Annotated in this window: 20 protein-coding genes; 10 read left to right on the top strand and 10 right to left on the bottom strand. The window is 41.7% G+C overall.

The genetic code is table 11. The annotated features are described in order from the left end of the window. Positions 1–12 precede the first annotated feature (12 nt). Positions 13–564: a hypothetical protein gene (locus tag EXE29_RS06985; RefSeq protein WP_120364378.1), complete on the bottom strand. Its 552-nt coding sequence runs from the start codon at positions 562–564 to the stop codon at positions 13–15. Between the two features lie 242 nt (positions 565–806). On the opposite strand from EXE29_RS06985, the gene thyA reads away from it, so the two are divergent. The 5 genes from thyA (at position 807) to msrA (ending at position 4,568) form a co-directional block, all read left to right on the top strand. Continuing rightward, the gene (gene thyA / locus EXE29_RS06990; RefSeq protein WP_117006799.1) at positions 807–1,649 is read left to right on the top strand and encodes a thymidylate synthase; all 843 of its coding nucleotides are present in this window, start codon (positions 807–809) and stop codon (positions 1,647–1,649) included. A gap of 97 nt (positions 1,650–1,746) precedes the next feature. Beyond that, entirely contained in the window at positions 1,747–2,259 is a 513-nt protein-coding gene (locus tag EXE29_RS06995; protein WP_117006800.1) for a dihydrofolate reductase, read from the top strand. A gap of 72 nt (positions 2,260–2,331) precedes the next feature. Continuing rightward, entirely contained in the window at positions 2,332–3,360 is a 1,029-nt protein-coding gene (locus EXE29_RS07000; RefSeq protein ID WP_171406258.1) for an Lnb N-terminal periplasmic domain-containing protein, read from the top strand. 112 nt (positions 3,361–3,472) lie between these two features. Further along, complete coding sequence (locus EXE29_RS07005) at positions 3,473–3,931, top strand: META domain-containing protein (protein ID WP_106985123.1); 459 nt, start codon at positions 3,473–3,475, stop codon at positions 3,929–3,931. Positions 3,932–4,049: 118 nt separating this feature from the next. Next, on the top strand, positions 4,050–4,568 hold the full coding sequence (msrA, locus tag EXE29_RS07010) for a peptide-methionine (S)-S-oxide reductase MsrA (protein WP_117006803.1): 519 nt from the start codon (positions 4,050–4,052) through the stop codon (positions 4,566–4,568). Positions 4,569–4,665: 97 nt separating this feature from the next. Here the strand turns inward: msrA and EXE29_RS07015 are convergent, their stop codons facing one another. The 5 genes from EXE29_RS07015 to EXE29_RS07035 form a co-directional block, all read right to left on the bottom strand. Beyond that, on the bottom strand, positions 4,666–5,070 hold the full coding sequence (locus EXE29_RS07015; RefSeq protein ID WP_106985121.1) for an ExbD/TolR family protein: 405 nt from the start codon (positions 5,068–5,070) through the stop codon (positions 4,666–4,668). Then, positions 5,070–5,690, bottom strand: a complete 621-nt coding sequence (locus EXE29_RS07020) for a MotA/TolQ/ExbB proton channel family protein (protein WP_120364376.1) — start codon at positions 5,688–5,690, stop codon at positions 5,070–5,072. The genes EXE29_RS07015 and EXE29_RS07020 overlap by 1 nt, the downstream gene beginning before the upstream one ends. Before the next feature lie 26 nt (positions 5,691–5,716). Then, positions 5,717–6,484: a TonB family protein gene (locus tag EXE29_RS07025; RefSeq protein WP_120364375.1), complete on the bottom strand. Its 768-nt coding sequence runs from the start codon at positions 6,482–6,484 to the stop codon at positions 5,717–5,719. Between the two features lie 221 nt (positions 6,485–6,705). Further along, positions 6,706–7,572: a formyltetrahydrofolate deformylase gene (gene purU / locus EXE29_RS07030; protein ID WP_106985118.1), complete on the bottom strand. Its 867-nt coding sequence runs from the start codon at positions 7,570–7,572 to the stop codon at positions 6,706–6,708. A 224-nt stretch (positions 7,573–7,796) separates the two neighbouring features. After that, positions 7,797–8,504 carry a TetR/AcrR family transcriptional regulator gene (locus tag EXE29_RS07035; protein ID WP_106985117.1) on the bottom strand — a complete coding sequence of 236 codons (708 nt, stop codon included), beginning with the start codon at positions 8,502–8,504 and terminating at the stop codon, positions 7,797–7,799. Positions 8,505–8,619: 115 nt separating this feature from the next. Between EXE29_RS07035 and EXE29_RS07040 the strand changes: the two genes are divergently transcribed. The 5 genes from EXE29_RS07040 to EXE29_RS07060 all read left to right on the top strand — a co-directional run bounded on the left by EXE29_RS07040 (position 8,620) and on the right by EXE29_RS07060 (position 13,251). Further along, the gene (locus EXE29_RS07040; protein ID WP_117006805.1) at positions 8,620–10,068 is read left to right on the top strand and encodes a coniferyl aldehyde dehydrogenase; all 1,449 of its coding nucleotides are present in this window, start codon (positions 8,620–8,622) and stop codon (positions 10,066–10,068) included. 162 nt (positions 10,069–10,230) lie between these two features. Beyond that, on the top strand, positions 10,231–10,467 hold the full coding sequence (gene rpmB / locus EXE29_RS07045) for a 50S ribosomal protein L28 (RefSeq protein WP_000048256.1): 237 nt from the start codon (positions 10,231–10,233) through the stop codon (positions 10,465–10,467). Between the two features lie 12 nt (positions 10,468–10,479). Further along, positions 10,480–10,635 (top strand): 50S ribosomal protein L33, encoded by a 156-nt coding sequence (rpmG, locus tag EXE29_RS07050; protein WP_001205031.1) that lies wholly within the window; start codon positions 10,480–10,482, stop codon positions 10,633–10,635. Between the two features lie 136 nt (positions 10,636–10,771). Further along, on the top strand, positions 10,772–12,490 hold the full coding sequence (locus tag EXE29_RS07055; protein ID WP_117006806.1) for a cation:proton antiporter: 1,719 nt from the start codon (positions 10,772–10,774) through the stop codon (positions 12,488–12,490). A gap of 143 nt (positions 12,491–12,633) precedes the next feature. Further along, positions 12,634–13,251 carry a DUF1294 domain-containing protein gene (locus EXE29_RS07060; protein WP_120364374.1) on the top strand — a complete coding sequence of 206 codons (618 nt, stop codon included), beginning with the start codon at positions 12,634–12,636 and terminating at the stop codon, positions 13,249–13,251. Between the two features lie 64 nt (positions 13,252–13,315). Here EXE29_RS07060 and EXE29_RS07065 read toward each other — a convergent pair whose 3' ends face one another. The 4 genes from EXE29_RS07065 to EXE29_RS07080 all read right to left on the bottom strand — a co-directional run bounded on the left by EXE29_RS07065 (position 13,316) and on the right by EXE29_RS07080 (position 14,940). Continuing rightward, the gene (locus tag EXE29_RS07065; protein ID WP_106985113.1) at positions 13,316–13,594 is read right to left on the bottom strand and encodes a hypothetical protein; all 279 of its coding nucleotides are present in this window, start codon (positions 13,592–13,594) and stop codon (positions 13,316–13,318) included. Positions 13,595–13,702: 108 nt separating this feature from the next. Further along, the gene (locus EXE29_RS07070; RefSeq protein WP_106985112.1) at positions 13,703–14,206 is read right to left on the bottom strand and encodes a DUF6586 family protein; all 504 of its coding nucleotides are present in this window, start codon (positions 14,204–14,206) and stop codon (positions 13,703–13,705) included. Between the two features lie 75 nt (positions 14,207–14,281). Beyond that, positions 14,282–14,641 (bottom strand): ASCH domain-containing protein, encoded by a 360-nt coding sequence (locus EXE29_RS07075; RefSeq protein ID WP_106985111.1) that lies wholly within the window; start codon positions 14,639–14,641, stop codon positions 14,282–14,284. 47 nt (positions 14,642–14,688) lie between these two features. After that, a complete protein-coding gene (locus EXE29_RS07080; RefSeq protein WP_106985110.1) occupies positions 14,689–14,940 on the bottom strand; it encodes an RNA recognition motif domain-containing protein in 252 nt (83 codons plus the stop codon). Positions 14,941–14,998 lie beyond the last annotated feature (58 nt).

The raw sequence follows: 14,998 nt of genomic DNA on the forward strand, positions 1-14,998 counted from the left end.
GAGAAATCTACTCTAAAGTGCCAAACTATAATATTCATATTGCACACCATCATCTTTATACACATCATAGCTTTTTTGCTTAAAATCCGAGACCCACTCCGAACCTGTAAAGCCAGCAATATGGCCATATACATGCTTTGAAGTCCGATGAATAATATAAATATCACCCTCTTGTGGACGATCAAACTCAGGCTGAATATGTTTATAGCCCAGCTTCATTAAAGTATCCCCCCAATCTGAAGCCGCAATAGGATGACTGCCAATAACAGCACCTGCACTTTCTAAAGCAATCCGAATACTACGCGCACAACGCTGCGAACTCACATGAGATTTAATACTGTCTAGCTTCTGAATAAATCGGTCAATTTGAATTCCAGTTGTGTTGTCCATATTAAAAGTGTTAACTGCATCACGCTTTTGCAAAAATTGCGCTGTTAAATTTGGATCAACTTTTGGATCAACACTGGTGCGCTGAGGATATTGATTTGTAGTTTGTACAATCTCGTGTGGCTGTGCCTGAGCATAACTATTATGTATTTCAAGGTATTGGCTATCAACTAACATCCGCTGTCCTCAATGACTCACTTCAAATTTGCAGTCCTGTGCAAAAAACCAGACTATTTTTCTTGCAGACGATAGTAAAAACCCAAACTTAAATCTTCTTTATAAAATTGTAAGTAAGCGACATAAAGTTCATCTCAAAACGTAACAAAATGCAAAAATGGCACGCTGTACGTAGCATTTTGCTCTGCGCCAAAAACAGGCTAAAATAGCCCGCAAAATTTTATTTAGATGATGAGAGCGATATGCGCCAATACCTCGACCTGTTACAGCACATTCTCGACAACGGTGGCGACAAAGGCGACCGTACAGGTACGGGAACACGTTCTGTATTTGGTCATCAAATGCGCTTTGACCTTTCAAAAGGCTTCCCTTTACTCACCACCAAAAAAGTGCATTTTCGTTCAATTGTGATTGAACTGTTGTGGTTTCTAAAAGGTGACACCAATGTTCAATATTTAAAAGACAACAAAGTCAGCATTTGGGATGAATGGTCTACAGCAGAACAAACTGCACGTTTTGGACGTCCTGAAGGTGAGTTAGGGCCAGTCTATGGTCACCAATGGCGCAATTTTGGTGCCACTAAAAATGCCGATGGTTCGTTTAATGACGACGGTTTTGACCAAATTAAATGGCTCGTAAATGAAATTAAAACCAACCCAAACTCACGCCGTTTGATCGTTTCAGGTTGGAATCCTAACGAAGCAGGCAATGTTGCATTGCCTCCGTGCCATACTTTGTTCCAGTTTTTTGTACAAGATGGCAAATTGTCTTGCCAACTTTACCAACGCAGTGCAGACGTATTTTTGGGCGTGCCATTTAACATTGCCAGCTATGCATTACTCACTCACATGATTGCGCAAGTCTGTGGGCTTGGCGTAGGCGATTTTGTTTGGACTGGTGGTGATACTCACCTTTATACCAATCACTTCGAGCAAGCCAAATTACAGCTGAGCCGTGAGCCAATGACGCTATGTCAACTCCAACTTAATCCAGATGTCAAAGACCTATTTGATTTCAAATTTGAAGATATTGAAATTGTAGGATATGAATCACACCCTGGAATTAAAGCGCCTGTTGCAGTTTAAAGCATCTAAATTGCATAAAAACCAAAATCCCGCTTTGCGAAAAGCGGGATTTTGCATTTTAATAGGGTCAATTTTTATTGTGTTTGAGTAGTTCGCAATGGCGTTCCAAAATTTAGAAGTTGTTCATGTGGTGGCAATGGATCAACAGCGCTGTATTGGTAAAGGCAATGACCTACCTTGGCATATCTCTGCCGACCTTAAACACTTTAAAGAAATCACCCAAGGTGGCGTGGTCGTTATGGGTCGCAAAACCTTAGAATCAATGGGACGCACGCTGCCAAAACGTGTTAACTGGGTCATTACGCGTGACCAAAACTGGCAATTTGAAGGCACTAAAGTGGCGTATAGTATTGAAGATGCCTTAAAACACGCCGTTACAGATGTAGAAGCATCAGAAAAACCCAACACCATTTTTATTATTGGTGGCGGGGAAATCTTTAAACAAACCTTAGACATTGCCGATCGCTTAGAACTCACGCATGTCGAACTGGATGTACAAGGTGATGCCCACTATCCAGCAATTCCATCTGACTTCAATAAAGTTGCCTCTGAACAACATATCGACGACAAAACTGGGATTGCTTTTGAGTTCGCAACTTATCGAAAATAAAGCTAAATAATGAAAACATAACATGATCTTATGCAACAGCCTTCGCGAACCAATAGCTCGATAAAATCTTTCATGCGCAAACTTGCGCATGGGGTATTTAGCCTATTTGTAGTTCTGAGTTCAGCTTGGCTGTGTATGGCCATTTGGGTACAGCAACCCATTAATAGCATTGTGAGCTATGCGATTATCGGGTTTTGGATTGCCTTTGCACTGAGCATCTTAGGCATCTATTTTTCACACCTGCTCAGTCGTCGCAAAGATATACTCATTTACGGCTTGGCCTTTTTATTTGCCCTAATTTGGTACTTTAGCCTACCTGCACGACAAGACCGTGACTGGAATCCAGAAGTCGCTAAAATGCTGAGCTACGAAAAGCACGGCGACCAAGTCACGCTACACAATGTCCGTAATTTTGATTGGCATGCCGATGGTCGCTATACGGAACGCTGGGAAACACGCCACTACAATCTAAATGACATTACTGGCGTTAATATTATTACCTCTTATTGGATGGGACCTAAAATTGCCCATACCATCGTCAGCTTTGACTTTGCCCACAGTGCACCCCTGACCTTTTCTATTGAAATCCGTAAAGAGAAAAACGAAGACTTCTCTGCCATTGGAGGCTTCTTTCGTAAATTTGAAGTCAGCCTGATTGCCGCTGATGAAAAAGATATTATCTATACGCGGAGCAATATTCGTGGCGAACAGGTCTATTTCTTCCCGATCAACATGGGTGAGGCCGAACGTAAAGCTTTATTTGAAGAGTATCTGTCTAAATCTGACGATTTGGCCAAGCATGCCAAATGGTATAACACGCTAACCAGCAACTGCACCACTTTAGTCTTTGATATGGTGCAGGCGGTAAGTAAGCAACACTTACCTGTCGATTATCGCTTACTGGCTTCTGGCTATTTGCCCAATTATTTATATGACTTAAATGCGCTTTCGCATCAATGGGACATCGCTACATGGTATCGACGTGCACATGTTAACCCTAGAGTAACAAGCCACCATACACTCAGTAGTGCACAGTATTCTGCGCTGATTCGCCAAGGACTCAGCTCTGTGACACACACGGCACCACAAAACTCAAAATAGAATAAACCATGGACAGTCACATATATAAATGCAACAAATTGGACTAGCGAATGAGCTAAATATTTGTTTATATTAAAGCTAAAGTTTAAATATTAAACAGATGGGGTAAATCATGTTAAAACCGTTATGTCTTGCCTTAGCCATGAGCTCAGTCGCACTACTTGCAGGATGCGAAACCATGCCAAAGACAACTGCAGAAAGTACAGAAAATTTACAACTCCTGCAAAACCGCACTTGGATTGCCACTCAGATTGGTAATACCGTAATTCAAACTTCGCCTCAAGCACGTAATATTCCGAGCATTCAATTTGATGAAGCAACCAAACGTGTATCAGGTGCCGATGGCTGTAACCGCATTATGGGCAGCTATAGCGTTAAACGTGACACGCTACAATTGAGTCAAATGGCAAGCACACGTATGGCCTGCATGAACAACAATAATATTGATCGCGACTTCAATGATGCATTAGCCAAAGTCACCCATTACAAAACCATTGGCAAAACCCTGCAACTGCTCGACCGCTATGGCAACCCAGTTCTAAAATTTGAATTAGCAGTGCAACCCCGCTAAATCATGACCATCAGCCTGCTTCTGCAGGCTTTTTAATGCGATTTAGACCAGCAACATTGTAGCTGGGCAATTTGCCCCGATATTAAAAGACAATTCACACATTAATTAGGTTTAACTTATGCAAAAAGCATTATTTGGCGGTGGCTGCTTCTGGTGTACAGAAGCTGTATTTCTGCAACTACGTGGTGTTCATGCAGTAACCAGTGGCTATGCGGGTGGTTTAACATCTAACCCAAGTTATGACGATATTTGCACAGGAACGACACAGCATGCAGAAGTGATTCTGATTGATTTTGATGAATCACAAATTAGCTTTGCACAATTGCTTGATGTGTTCTTTGCAACGCATGATCCAACAACCTTAAACCGTCAAGGCAATGACATTGGCACTCAATATCGCTCTGTCATTTACTTTATGGATGATGCACAGCGTTCACAGGCCATGGAAGCGATTGACGCTTTAAAAGCGGAAGGTTTAGACATCGTCACCGAACTGAGCCCTAGCCCTGAGTTTTATCCAGCCGAAGACTATCACCAAAACTTTTTTGCCCGTAACCCAACACAGGGATACTGCAATTTTGCAATTCCACCCAAATTATTAAAGCTACAAAGTAAATTTCAAGATTTAATGAAATAGTCGCTGGCACGCTCACTTGGAGTTCAACAACAAAACCCAACGCTGAGGCATAAAAAAAGCAACCTATTGGGTTGCTTTTTTTATGTTCAAATGCAGATTAATTATCTGTTGCAAACGCAATATCACTGAGCCCGGCTCCACTCGCACGTGACATCACTTGCGCGACAGTATCATAACGTGATTCTTTATCTGCTTTAAGTACGATGGTTGGCTTACGTTCAGCTTCCGCTGCCGTATTAAAGCGCGTTTCAAGCTCTTCTAGCGACAACACATTACCATTCCATGCAATATCACCATTTGCATTAATGCTAATGGTCACATTCTCTGGTGGTAAATCAATTACTTCAGCAGTAGTTTGTGGCAAGGTTAATGGAATTGATGGGTTGGCAACGGTCGCTGTCACCAAAAAGATGATCATCAATACCAGCATAATATCGATGAGCGGAATGAGGTTCATCTCATTCATGCCTGCATCGTTGTCTTCACCCAATTGAAAAGCCATTAAGCTTGACCTCCAACTAAACCTTCTTGTGCCGCAGTGACTTCAGTCTTTTTTACTGACTCTTGCTGTAGCATGGTATCAATCAACAAGCCATGTGCTTGATCTTGCAATTCATTGCTTAATGTACGGTTAAAGCGTACACAAATGTTATAAGCCAATACTGCAGGAATCGCGACCGCCAAACCTAGACCTGTCATAATTAAGGCTTCCCCCACGGGTGTTGCAACTTGAGCTAGACCTGCTTGACCGCTTTTACCTACTGCAACCAAGGCGTGGAAAATACCCCAAACCGTACCAAACAAACCTACGAATGGTGCAAGTGATGCAATCGTACCCAGTACAGAAACGCCTTTTTCTGCATTGGCTTTTTCCACTGCAATTTGGCGAAGCAAAGCTTGTTCAGCAACTGCTTTACGTTGATCAAAGTTTAACGGTGCAAATTTTGCTTTTAATACCGTTAAAGCATCAGAAAGATGAGCATAAGCTACTTGTTTCAGCTGACGTGTGCCCATAAGGCGTAAAACAAAAATGGTCCATGTCGCAATCGACATTGCCAACAACACAAAGTACAGCGTTTTGCTGACTGCATCTGCATGTTGCCAATAAACTGAAAAGTTCATACTCGAACTCCTAATGGGTTAGCCGGTTATTTAAGTTGAAAGTCGAATGGCTGTTCCACACGTGTTGGATACGCCACACCATTTTCAATATATTTGGTGAGTTGAGCCCGTTTTACTGCTGCCGTAACTTTACGGTTGACAGCTGGACTACAACTCGAATTTTTTGCATCAGCAGAAATAACTTTACCTTGCTCATTGGCTGATATTGCAACCACTAATGAACATGAGTCTTTCAGCTCACCACCTTCAAAACTTACCTTCGGTGCACGTAACCATGATACACCTCCACCCAAAGAAACACTTTTAGGTGCTGGTGGTGCAGGCGGTGCCGGAGGAGCTACAGGTGCAGGCGGTGCAACTGGCGCTGGTGCAGGTGTTGGTACAGGTTTTTTCGTTTCAGAGACTACTGTAGATACCACTGGACTTGGTTTTGGTGTTTCCACTGGTTTAACGACGGGTTTCGGCGTTTCAGCTTTCTTCACTTGCTCCACTTTTTCAATTTTTTTCGGTGGTGGCGGTAAAGGCTTATCTACTATTTTAACTTCTTTCGGTTTTGGTGGTTCTTTTTTCGGTTCTGGTTTTGGCTTAGGAGGCAATGGTTTTGGTGCTTCCTGAAGTTTTACAAAGCGTACTTTTAATGGTTCTTTTTCAATTGGCTTTAAATCTGGCGCTTTCATTTGGCCAACTGCCCACAATACCCCAACATGCCCAATCACAACAGCTACAAGTGCCGTGAGGACTTTCTTTTTCATCGAATTTGGGTCTGGCAGCATCGGAGCAGAAGAAAGAGTCATTAAAATCAATATACCTTAAACAAGTGACTGCACATAGAATGAAAATTGCAATCAAACTCATCGGTTCGAACAATTAAAGTGGCATAATGATAAATGAGAAGTGTTTTCATTTGCAACTATTAATTTGGTTACTTTTATGGCTTTTTTGAATGATAAACTGCAACACATCAATAAAAAGGCATACTTAAAGTATGCCTTTTTTAAACACTAGATTCAAAGCATTATTGGAATACAACAGTTTTGTTGCCATGCACAATAATACGGTCTTCCAAATGCCATTTCACAGCGCGTGCAAGTACATTACGCTCAACATCCTGACCTAATTCACGTAGCTGTTCTACGGTAAAGTCATGGCTCACACGCTCAACATCTTGCTCAATAATCGGACCTTGGTCCAAATCAGCAGTCACATAATGCGCTGTTGCACCAATCAACTTCACACCCTTTTCATACGCTTGTTTGTATGGATTTGCACCTACAAACGCTGGTAAGAATGAATGGTGAATATTGATGATTTTCATTTCCCATTTTTGTACAAATTCTTCATCCAGAATTTGCATATAACGTGCTAAAACAAGTAAATCATTGCCTTGCATGAGCTCATCAATTTGCGCATAAGCTTCACGTTTGTTTTCTTTATTCACAGGGACAACTTCAAACGGAATACCAAAGTTTTCTACAGCTTCACGTAAAGTGTCGTGATTCGACACAACTTTGGTAATTTCACATGGCAAACCTCCACGGGCATGGCGCCATAAAAGTTCAAGCAAGGCGTGGTCTACTTTGGAAACCAAAATACCAACCTTTTTCACGTCACTAACTAACGCCAAGCGCCAGTGCATTTCATAACGTGCAGCGACATTATTATCAAAAGTCTGTAATAAGTTTTCTTTACGGCTTTGTAAATTATCAAGCTCAAACTCAACACGCATGAAATAACGTCCGCCCTGAGCTTCCGTTGCGTATTGATCAAGTGCGGTAATATTTGCTCCATGATGATACAAAAAGCTCGATACAGCTTGCACAATACCTGGCTTATCTTCACAGGTAATGAGCAAGCGCGCAGTATTTGCAGTCGACATATTCATTTTGGTGTGTATCGCTAAAATCAATTAATAAAAGTAAGCCGAGTATTCTAACGCGTTTTAAAGACAGACTAAATAGGTAGGATCGAACATTCGAGTTGTTCGAGAAGATTGTTGAGTTTTTATGCTCATTCGACTACTCATTTAAGTATAACTACAAAATAAAAACACGCTTCTGTGGCTTGCACAAAAGCGTGTTCATTTTCACCTATTGGGTAGCTGTTCTCTTAGGGTGCTTCTGGGGTTTTAGGCACCGAGGCTGCTAAACTTTCAAAAAGCTCTGACTCACCCATCGTTTCCAATAAATGCTCATACGTCTGACGGCTTTCACCACGTAAATATGCCCCTTCCAAGAACACCATTTGACGCAATGCCTGCCAAACCCACTTCTCTTCCAAATGGTTTGAATCGGTAATATGACCAGACATATACAAGAAGTTCGTCCAGTTAGTCAGCACAATCCAAAGGTTAATGGTCAAAGCCTCAATTTCTGAGTCAGTCATTTCCATTAAGCCTGCATTTACAAAGGCCTTATAAATTTTTTGCCCTTGTTGCATTACTTGACTGGCAAAGCGTGGATACATCTTACGAAAATCATCATTGTTTTCAACCAAATGATAAACATCACGATGTAAAAAGCGATACGCCCAAAGCTGACTACTCAGCACCTGAAAATAACGAATTTTATCATTTGCATCGAGAGGACGATCTTCAGGTAACGCCAGCATTTCTAGCGTTTCCTTTTGATATTGCTCCATCAATTCTTTAATAATTTCGCTTTTATTGCGGAAATGATAATACAAATTACCTGGGCTCATCCCAAGTTCAGCTGCAATATGGTTGGTCGTAACCGAACGTTCGCCACGTTCATTAAACAACTGTAAGCTCAGCTGTAAAATACGTTCTTTGGTTTTCAACGTTTTTGTTTGGGACATCCTAAAACAACCATAAATTCAATGCATTAATTTCATAACACATAAAGTAACTTGACTATTTAGAGCATTTACTCTAAAAATTTAATAAATCGCTCTTTGAAAATGGTCGTGCGACATGAATAGTCAGACTAAAACAACATCAATGACACCTCATTCTCTTGATACCCAACATCTTGAAAATACGTTGGCGCAACAAAAAAATGCTTATTTGCGTTACCCGTTGCCTACAGCAAAAGAACGCATCGACCGTTTGGCTCGTCTTAAGCGTATCTTAGTTAAGTATCAAGATCAATTTGCTGAAGCAATTAATCAAGACTATGGCAACCGTTCGATCAGTGAAACCAAAATTGGCGAACTACTTACGTGCCTTGAACATATTAAATATTACAGCAAAAATTTAACGGGCTGGATGAAACCATCTAAGCGACATATTGGCATTATTCATCAGCCTGCAAAAGCTTGGGTACAATATCAACCACTGGGCGTGGTCGGTATTATTACCCCTTGGAATTATCCGCTTCTTCTTTCGATTGGACCACTCATTTGTGCATTGGCTGCAGGTAACCATGCCATGATCAAAATTTCGAGTGCATCGGCAAACTTTGGTTTTGTGTTAGAAAAAGCCTTAGCAGAAGCCTTCCCACAAGAGTTGGTGGCGGTGATTAATGGCGGTGGCGCAATCTCTGATGCATTTAGTCATCTGGCTTTTGACAAAATGATTTTCACAGGCTCAACCAATGTCGGAAAAACCGTCATGGCGGCAGCCGCTGAAAACTTAGTCCCAGTTATTTTAGAACTCGGGGGTAAGTCGCCAGTGCTGGTTCACCCATCCATGGACTTACAAGACGTTGCTGAACGTTTAGCTGTAGGTAAACTTTGGAATGCAGGCCAAACTTGTGTTGCACCTGACTATATGTTTTTACCTCGAGGTAAAACAGCAGAGTTTATTGATCGTTTTAAAGCCTGTGCAGAAAATATGTATCCGCATTTTGCAGATAACCAAGATTACACTTCAATTATTAATGATAAACAGTACAACCGCCTGCAAGGCTATTTAGAAGACGCGCAAGCATCGGGTGCACAAATCATTGAAATTAATTCAAAACACGAAGATGTGGCTGCGGTGCGCAAAATTGCACCAACTTTGCTAACGGGTGTTAGCCCTGATATGCAAATTATGCAAAATGAAATCTTCGGGCCGATCCTTCCAATCATGGAATATGATCAAATTGACGATGTTATTGAGTTTATTAATAGCCGTCCGCGTCCACTTGCTTTATACTACTTCGACTTTGATCAGGCGCGTGCCGACTATGTCGCACAGCGTACGCATTCAGGGCATTTTGGACAAAACACGGTTTTAACCCATGTTGCACAAGACGATTTACCATTTGGTGGCGTTGGCGCATCAGGTATGGGGAAATACCATGGTCCGGAAGGGTTCTTTAGTTTGTCGCATGAACGGTCAGTGATGTCGAATCCAAAGCTGTATAGCTTGAAATTCATTCTCCCACCATTCAATAAGCCGATCCACAAGCTAATTTCGAAGACACTTCTTCGCTAACTGATCAAGGCATGATCTATCGCACATAGTCATGCCGTGTTTTATTGAAAATCGCTTGTCTTTTAAGCGTATTTTTGGTATAAAACGCCCCTTGAATGATTTCATCCGTTTACTTTTTATGACTAGGCACACAATCGGTGCTGTCTAGCAATGGAGTTCACCATGTCTAAGGTTTGCCAAGTTACCGGCAAGCGTCCAGTCGTTGGCAACAACGTCTCGCACGCCAATAACAAAACCAAACGCCGGTTCGAGCCGAACCTGCACCACCACCGTTTCTGGTTAGAAAGCGAAAAACGTTTTGTACGTCTTCGTCTAACCACTAAAGGTATGCGTATTATCGACAAATTGGGCATTGAAAAGGTTGTTGCTGACCTTCGTGCTCAAGGTCAAAAGATCTAAGGAGTCATTACAATGCGTGATAAGATTCGCCTAGTTTCTTCTGCTGGTACAGGTTATTTCTATACCACTACTAAGAACAAACGTACTATGCCGGAAAAAATGGAAATCAAAAAATTTGATCCAAAAATCCGTCAACACGTAATCTTCAAAGAAGCTAAAATTAAATAATTTTAGATTCTAAAAAAAACGGCCTTCTGGCCGTTTTTTTTTGCATTTTTTTTATTCGACTTGTTACACTTTCAGCATAATTGGCATTTCTTATGCTTAATTTTTCCCTAATATACACTGACTTCAGGAGGTTTTAGTGCCACATGATGTAGAACTCATTATCCTACTTGCAGTCGGGTTTGGTGTTGCGCTGTTTTTTGGTTATATCGCCGCCCGTTTACGCCTTCCCCCTCTTATTGGCTATTTAGTCGCGGGCATTATTATTAGCCCAAACACACCGGGTATTGTCGGTGATATTCATTTGGCCAATCAGTTGGCTGAGCTTGGTGTCATGTTCCTCATGTTTGGGGTTGGCATGCACTTTTCACTCAATGACTTAATGCAAGTTCGACGCATTGCCCTCCCAGGCGCAATTTTACAGATTGCTGTCGCTACACTCTTAGGTGTCGGCATCTCTATGCTCTGGGGCTGGAGTTTTGGTTCTGCACTCATTTTCGGTCTAAGCCTGTCTTGTGCAAGTACAGTGGTATTACTCAAAGCTCTCGGTGATCGAGGTCTGCTCGAATCAGTCAATGGTAAAATTGCCGTAGGCTGGCTGTTGGTTGAAGACCTCGTGATGGTACTGGCATTGGTTCTGTTACCTGCCACTGCAGTCCTACTCGGTGGGCAAGCCATTGAAGGTGCCAATGCAGATGATAGCATTTGGCTGACTTTAGGCATCACACTGCTGAAAGTTGCAGGCTTCATTGCCTTCATGCTGATTGTTGGCAAGCGCTTAGTGCCTAAAATTATGCAAATTGTGGCACGACTTGGCTCACGTGAACTCTTCACGTTAACTGTTGTTGCTGCTGCGGTGTCCATTGCATTTGGCGCATATAAAATCTTTGGCGTTTCTATGGCCTTGGGTGCATTCTTCGCTGGGATGGTGGTGAAGGAATCCGACTTCAGTCACCGTGCAGAAGAAGAAACCCTGCCTTTACGTGAAATTTTTGCCATTTTGTTCTTCGTTTCTGTTGGCATGCTGTTTGATCCAAGGATCTTGCTAGAACAACCACTGCATGTATTGGCTGTTGTCGGCATTATTATGATTGGTAAAACCATCGCTGCCATGGCTTTGGTTTTATTCTTCCGTTATCCACTCAATACAGCACTGACCGTTGGTGCGAGCTTGGCTCAAATTGGTGAATTTTCTTTCATCTTAGCTGCACTCGGAGTTTCACTTCAACTGCTGTCTATTGAAGGTCAAAACTTAATTTTAGCCGGTGCGCTCATCTCCATTACCCTAAACTCTTTTGTATTTTCAGCCGTTGAACCAATACAAAGATGGATTCGTGAGCGCTCATCATTGGCTCGCTTACTTGAACGTAGTGGTGACCCCTTGGCAATGCTTCCAGATGAAGTCTCACAAGATTACCTACGCGATCAGGTGGTGATCGTTGGCCATGGTGAGGTTGGGCGTCGTATTACCCGTACGCTGATGGAACAAAATATTAAGGTGGTGATTGCAGAAGAAAACCGTGAGATTGTGGAAAACTTACGGGAAAAAGGCATTGCCGCTGTTTCTGGTATGGCCACTGAACCGAGCGTACTCATTCAAGCACACATTCAACATGCACGCCTTTTGGTACTCTCACCCATGGATATTTTGGATATTCATAAAATTGTAGATATTGCCAAAACGTTAAACCCACAAATTCAGGTCTTGGTATGTGCTGAGAGTAAGCAAGAAGCCGAAGTGATCCGCAATGATAATATTGGCGAAGTGTATTTTGCCAAAGAGGAAATGGCCAAAAATATGAGCAATCATATTTTGAATCAAATCCAAATTGCGCATCATGAAGCCCCTACGCATTAAGCTCATCACGCTATAAAAAACGCACGCTTCTGTGCGTTTTTTATTATCCGTTTTTTGAGTACACACTGGTCAAAACAAAGCAAAACCGATAAGCTTCAAACACTTAACAATACATATTTAAATATAATATTTTCGAGGGCATCATGCATTCAAAAGGCACACTCACCACTTGGAAAGACGAGCAAGGCTTTGGGTTTGCAACAACTGAACAGCAAACTGATAAAGTCTTTGTACATATTAAAAATTTTAGCTATAAAACCCGTCGCCCATGCGAAGGGGATCAATTGGTCTATGATATTCAGATGGATGCCAATCAGCGCCCTCAAGCTGTGAATATTCAATTTTTACATGACTTTGAACGAAAAAAATTACGCCATCAACGACATAACCAAACTGAAGAAGGCAAGCAATTGCTGTCTAAAATTGCAGCCTATCCATTTATTTTAGTGTTATTAGCTTTATGCTTTTGGGGAAAAATCAGTATTTGGGTGCTTGGCTACTATATCGTGCTAAGCCTACTGACCTTCTTTTTGTATTGGCAAGATAAAAACGCAGCACAAAAAAATCAACGGCGCACACCTGAAAAAACGTTACATCAATGGAGTTTTTTAGGGGGTTGGATGGGCGCGCTAATTGCTCAGCTCAGCTTACGTCATAAATCACAAAAGAAAGAATTTCGTGAAACGTTCTGGCTTACGGTGCTGGGTAATATTATAGTGTTTGCGGTCTTTGTCTACTTCACTTGGCCTTCAACATTTTAATGCCAACTTGATCGAAGCACACATAAAAAAACGCACCAAAAGGTGCGTTTAATTTTTTAAATGATTAACTCAAATATTGTGGCTTCTCATCCACAACGCCTGCTTGCCATTCATTGACTTGCTTTTCAAGCAAACCATATAGCGCAGCCTGAATCATCTGCTGCGCAATCACAGGTGTTTGATCCCCAAGTAAGGCTCGGACCTCTTCATTAAATTGAATCGTCACCAAAGGCTCTTGCTCTGAGCCTGCATTACGCAAGGCCAATTCACCACCCTCGAGTTGCACAAGTTCTAAAATTGCGTCTTGATTTCCAAATAATTCTTTCAACTGTTCTATAGACATATATCCTCCATGCACAACATGGTGGCAAAGGCTACTGCACTTTGCACGGCTTAGATCATTAATATCGGGTTGAAATTGGCAATTTCAAGTACTGCTCATTAAATCGAATTAGAACTCCACCATTTCATTACGGAAGCCATCAATCAACTGCGTTAATTCACGATGCCATTCACGTAAAATTTTGGTATCAGGCAACCATGCTTGAGGCGACTGCGTCACTTTAATAATTAAATTTGACGAGGTTTCTGCCTCAGGTTCCGGTGCACTTGGCTCTGGTGCATACTGACACATCCGGTAAGCTCGCTTTAATTCAGCAATAAATCCTTCTTTGGCCAATTTTTGCATGACGGAAATTTCAGGAGACACCTGACCTTTAGCCGCCATATGTTCTTCTACAGATTTTAAAGTTGGATTAAAGTCATTTAAACGATAATAGCGCACCAGTTCCTGCAAGAACGCCAATACCGCACCGTGTAAGTGAAATACTGCAGCCTCTCGATGTGCTTGTGCTTGCTGAATATGTTCTACTTGCTCAGCTTGTTGGCAAGCCAGTCGTGCAAAATAGAGTTTTTGGTTGGTGCGATCAGCATGGTAACGAGCAACTCGAGACATGAATTTAATTCCTACATTTTGGCGTTGAGTACAAGCACAAGCTTAAACTCAAACTCTCTGAATTCACAATAAATATTATGGATGATCCATTTCAATTAAATAGATTTTCCGTTTAGCAATTTGTGGTTGTATTGTTGCAATGGGACGAATATTTTCTAAAGTCCAAGCCCAGTATCCTGCTTCCCAATAAGAGGCCTGTGCAGGCTCAATTTCATCTTCAGTCCAAGCATGGACTTCTCGCACATCCACCATTGCAATGGCATGCCCCATTTCCTCCGCACCTTCTTGGTGTAGAAAATGCTGATTTTCGACAATCACTAAATTCTTTAAAGGCAATTGCTCAGGGCGCCAACGGCGCACTTCCAGTGTTTTTAAACCATTGACAATTTTTTGCCCTGCAGGTGCCACTATAGAAAGTGCAAAATAGGTCTGCATGCTGAATTCACCATAAAAAAAGGAGCAATTATTGCTCCCTTTCTTTATTAAGCTTTTGGTTTGTCTTCGACAGATTTAACTCGAATACCCATACCTTTCACTTTCAGCGTATTTAAACCTTTAATCGCTTTAATTGCTTCACGGCCATTTGGCATTTCTACAAAACCGAAACCTTTAGATTTGCCCGTTTCAGCATCCATTACTACCACTGCTGATTCAACCTTACCAAAAGGTTTAAACAATTCCAGTAATTCTGCTTCTGTTACCGAGCGCTCTAAGTTACGTACTAAAATATTCATTCAATTTTCCAAATAGGCAGCGTCCTCAAAAAGCATTTGCCTATGGTTGCTTTTTGAA

The organism is Acinetobacter sp. WCHAc060006 (assembly GCF_004209135.1).
GTDB lineage: Bacteria > Pseudomonadota > Gammaproteobacteria > Pseudomonadales > Moraxellaceae > Acinetobacter > Acinetobacter cumulans.

Bases quoted from the DNA above. Each gene is read 5' to 3' on its own strand.
- EXE29_RS06985 (WP_120364378.1), bottom strand. From the start codon at position 564: ATGTTAGTTGATAGCCAATACCTTGAAATACATAATAGTTATGCTCAG.
- thyA (WP_117006799.1), top strand. From the start codon at position 807: ATGCGCCAATACCTCGACCTGTTACAGCACATTCTCGACAACGGTGGC.
- EXE29_RS06995 (WP_117006800.1), top strand. From the start codon at position 1,747: ATGGCGTTCCAAAATTTAGAAGTTGTTCATGTGGTGGCAATGGATCAA.
- EXE29_RS07000 (WP_171406258.1), top strand. From the start codon at position 2,332: ATGCGCAAACTTGCGCATGGGGTATTTAGCCTATTTGTAGTTCTGAGT.
- EXE29_RS07005 (WP_106985123.1), top strand. From the start codon at position 3,473: ATGTTAAAACCGTTATGTCTTGCCTTAGCCATGAGCTCAGTCGCACTA.
- msrA (WP_117006803.1), top strand. From the start codon at position 4,050: ATGCAAAAAGCATTATTTGGCGGTGGCTGCTTCTGGTGTACAGAAGCT.
- EXE29_RS07015 (WP_106985121.1), bottom strand. From the start codon at position 5,070: ATGGCTTTTCAATTGGGTGAAGACAACGATGCAGGCATGAATGAGATG.
- EXE29_RS07020 (WP_120364376.1), bottom strand. From the start codon at position 5,690: ATGAACTTTTCAGTTTATTGGCAACATGCAGATGCAGTCAGCAAAACG.
- EXE29_RS07025 (WP_120364375.1), bottom strand. From the start codon at position 6,484: ATGACTCTTTCTTCTGCTCCGATGCTGCCAGACCCAAATTCGATGAAA.
- purU (WP_106985118.1), bottom strand. From the start codon at position 7,572: ATGAATATGTCGACTGCAAATACTGCGCGCTTGCTCATTACCTGTGAA.
- EXE29_RS07035 (WP_106985117.1), bottom strand. From the start codon at position 8,504: ATGTCCCAAACAAAAACGTTGAAAACCAAAGAACGTATTTTACAGCTG.
- EXE29_RS07040 (WP_117006805.1), top strand. From the start codon at position 8,620: ATGAATAGTCAGACTAAAACAACATCAATGACACCTCATTCTCTTGAT.
- rpmB (WP_000048256.1), top strand. From the start codon at position 10,231: ATGTCTAAGGTTTGCCAAGTTACCGGCAAGCGTCCAGTCGTTGGCAAC.
- rpmG (WP_001205031.1), top strand. From the start codon at position 10,480: ATGCGTGATAAGATTCGCCTAGTTTCTTCTGCTGGTACAGGTTATTTC.
- EXE29_RS07060 (WP_120364374.1), top strand. From the start codon at position 12,634: ATGCATTCAAAAGGCACACTCACCACTTGGAAAGACGAGCAAGGCTTT.
- EXE29_RS07065 (WP_106985113.1), bottom strand. From the start codon at position 13,594: ATGTCTATAGAACAGTTGAAAGAATTATTTGGAAATCAAGACGCAATT.
- EXE29_RS07070 (WP_106985112.1), bottom strand. From the start codon at position 14,206: ATGTCTCGAGTTGCTCGTTACCATGCTGATCGCACCAACCAAAAACTC.
- EXE29_RS07075 (WP_106985111.1), bottom strand. From the start codon at position 14,641: ATGCAGACCTATTTTGCACTTTCTATAGTGGCACCTGCAGGGCAAAAA.
- EXE29_RS07080 (WP_106985110.1), bottom strand. From the start codon at position 14,940: ATGAATATTTTAGTACGTAACTTAGAGCGCTCGGTAACAGAAGCAGAA.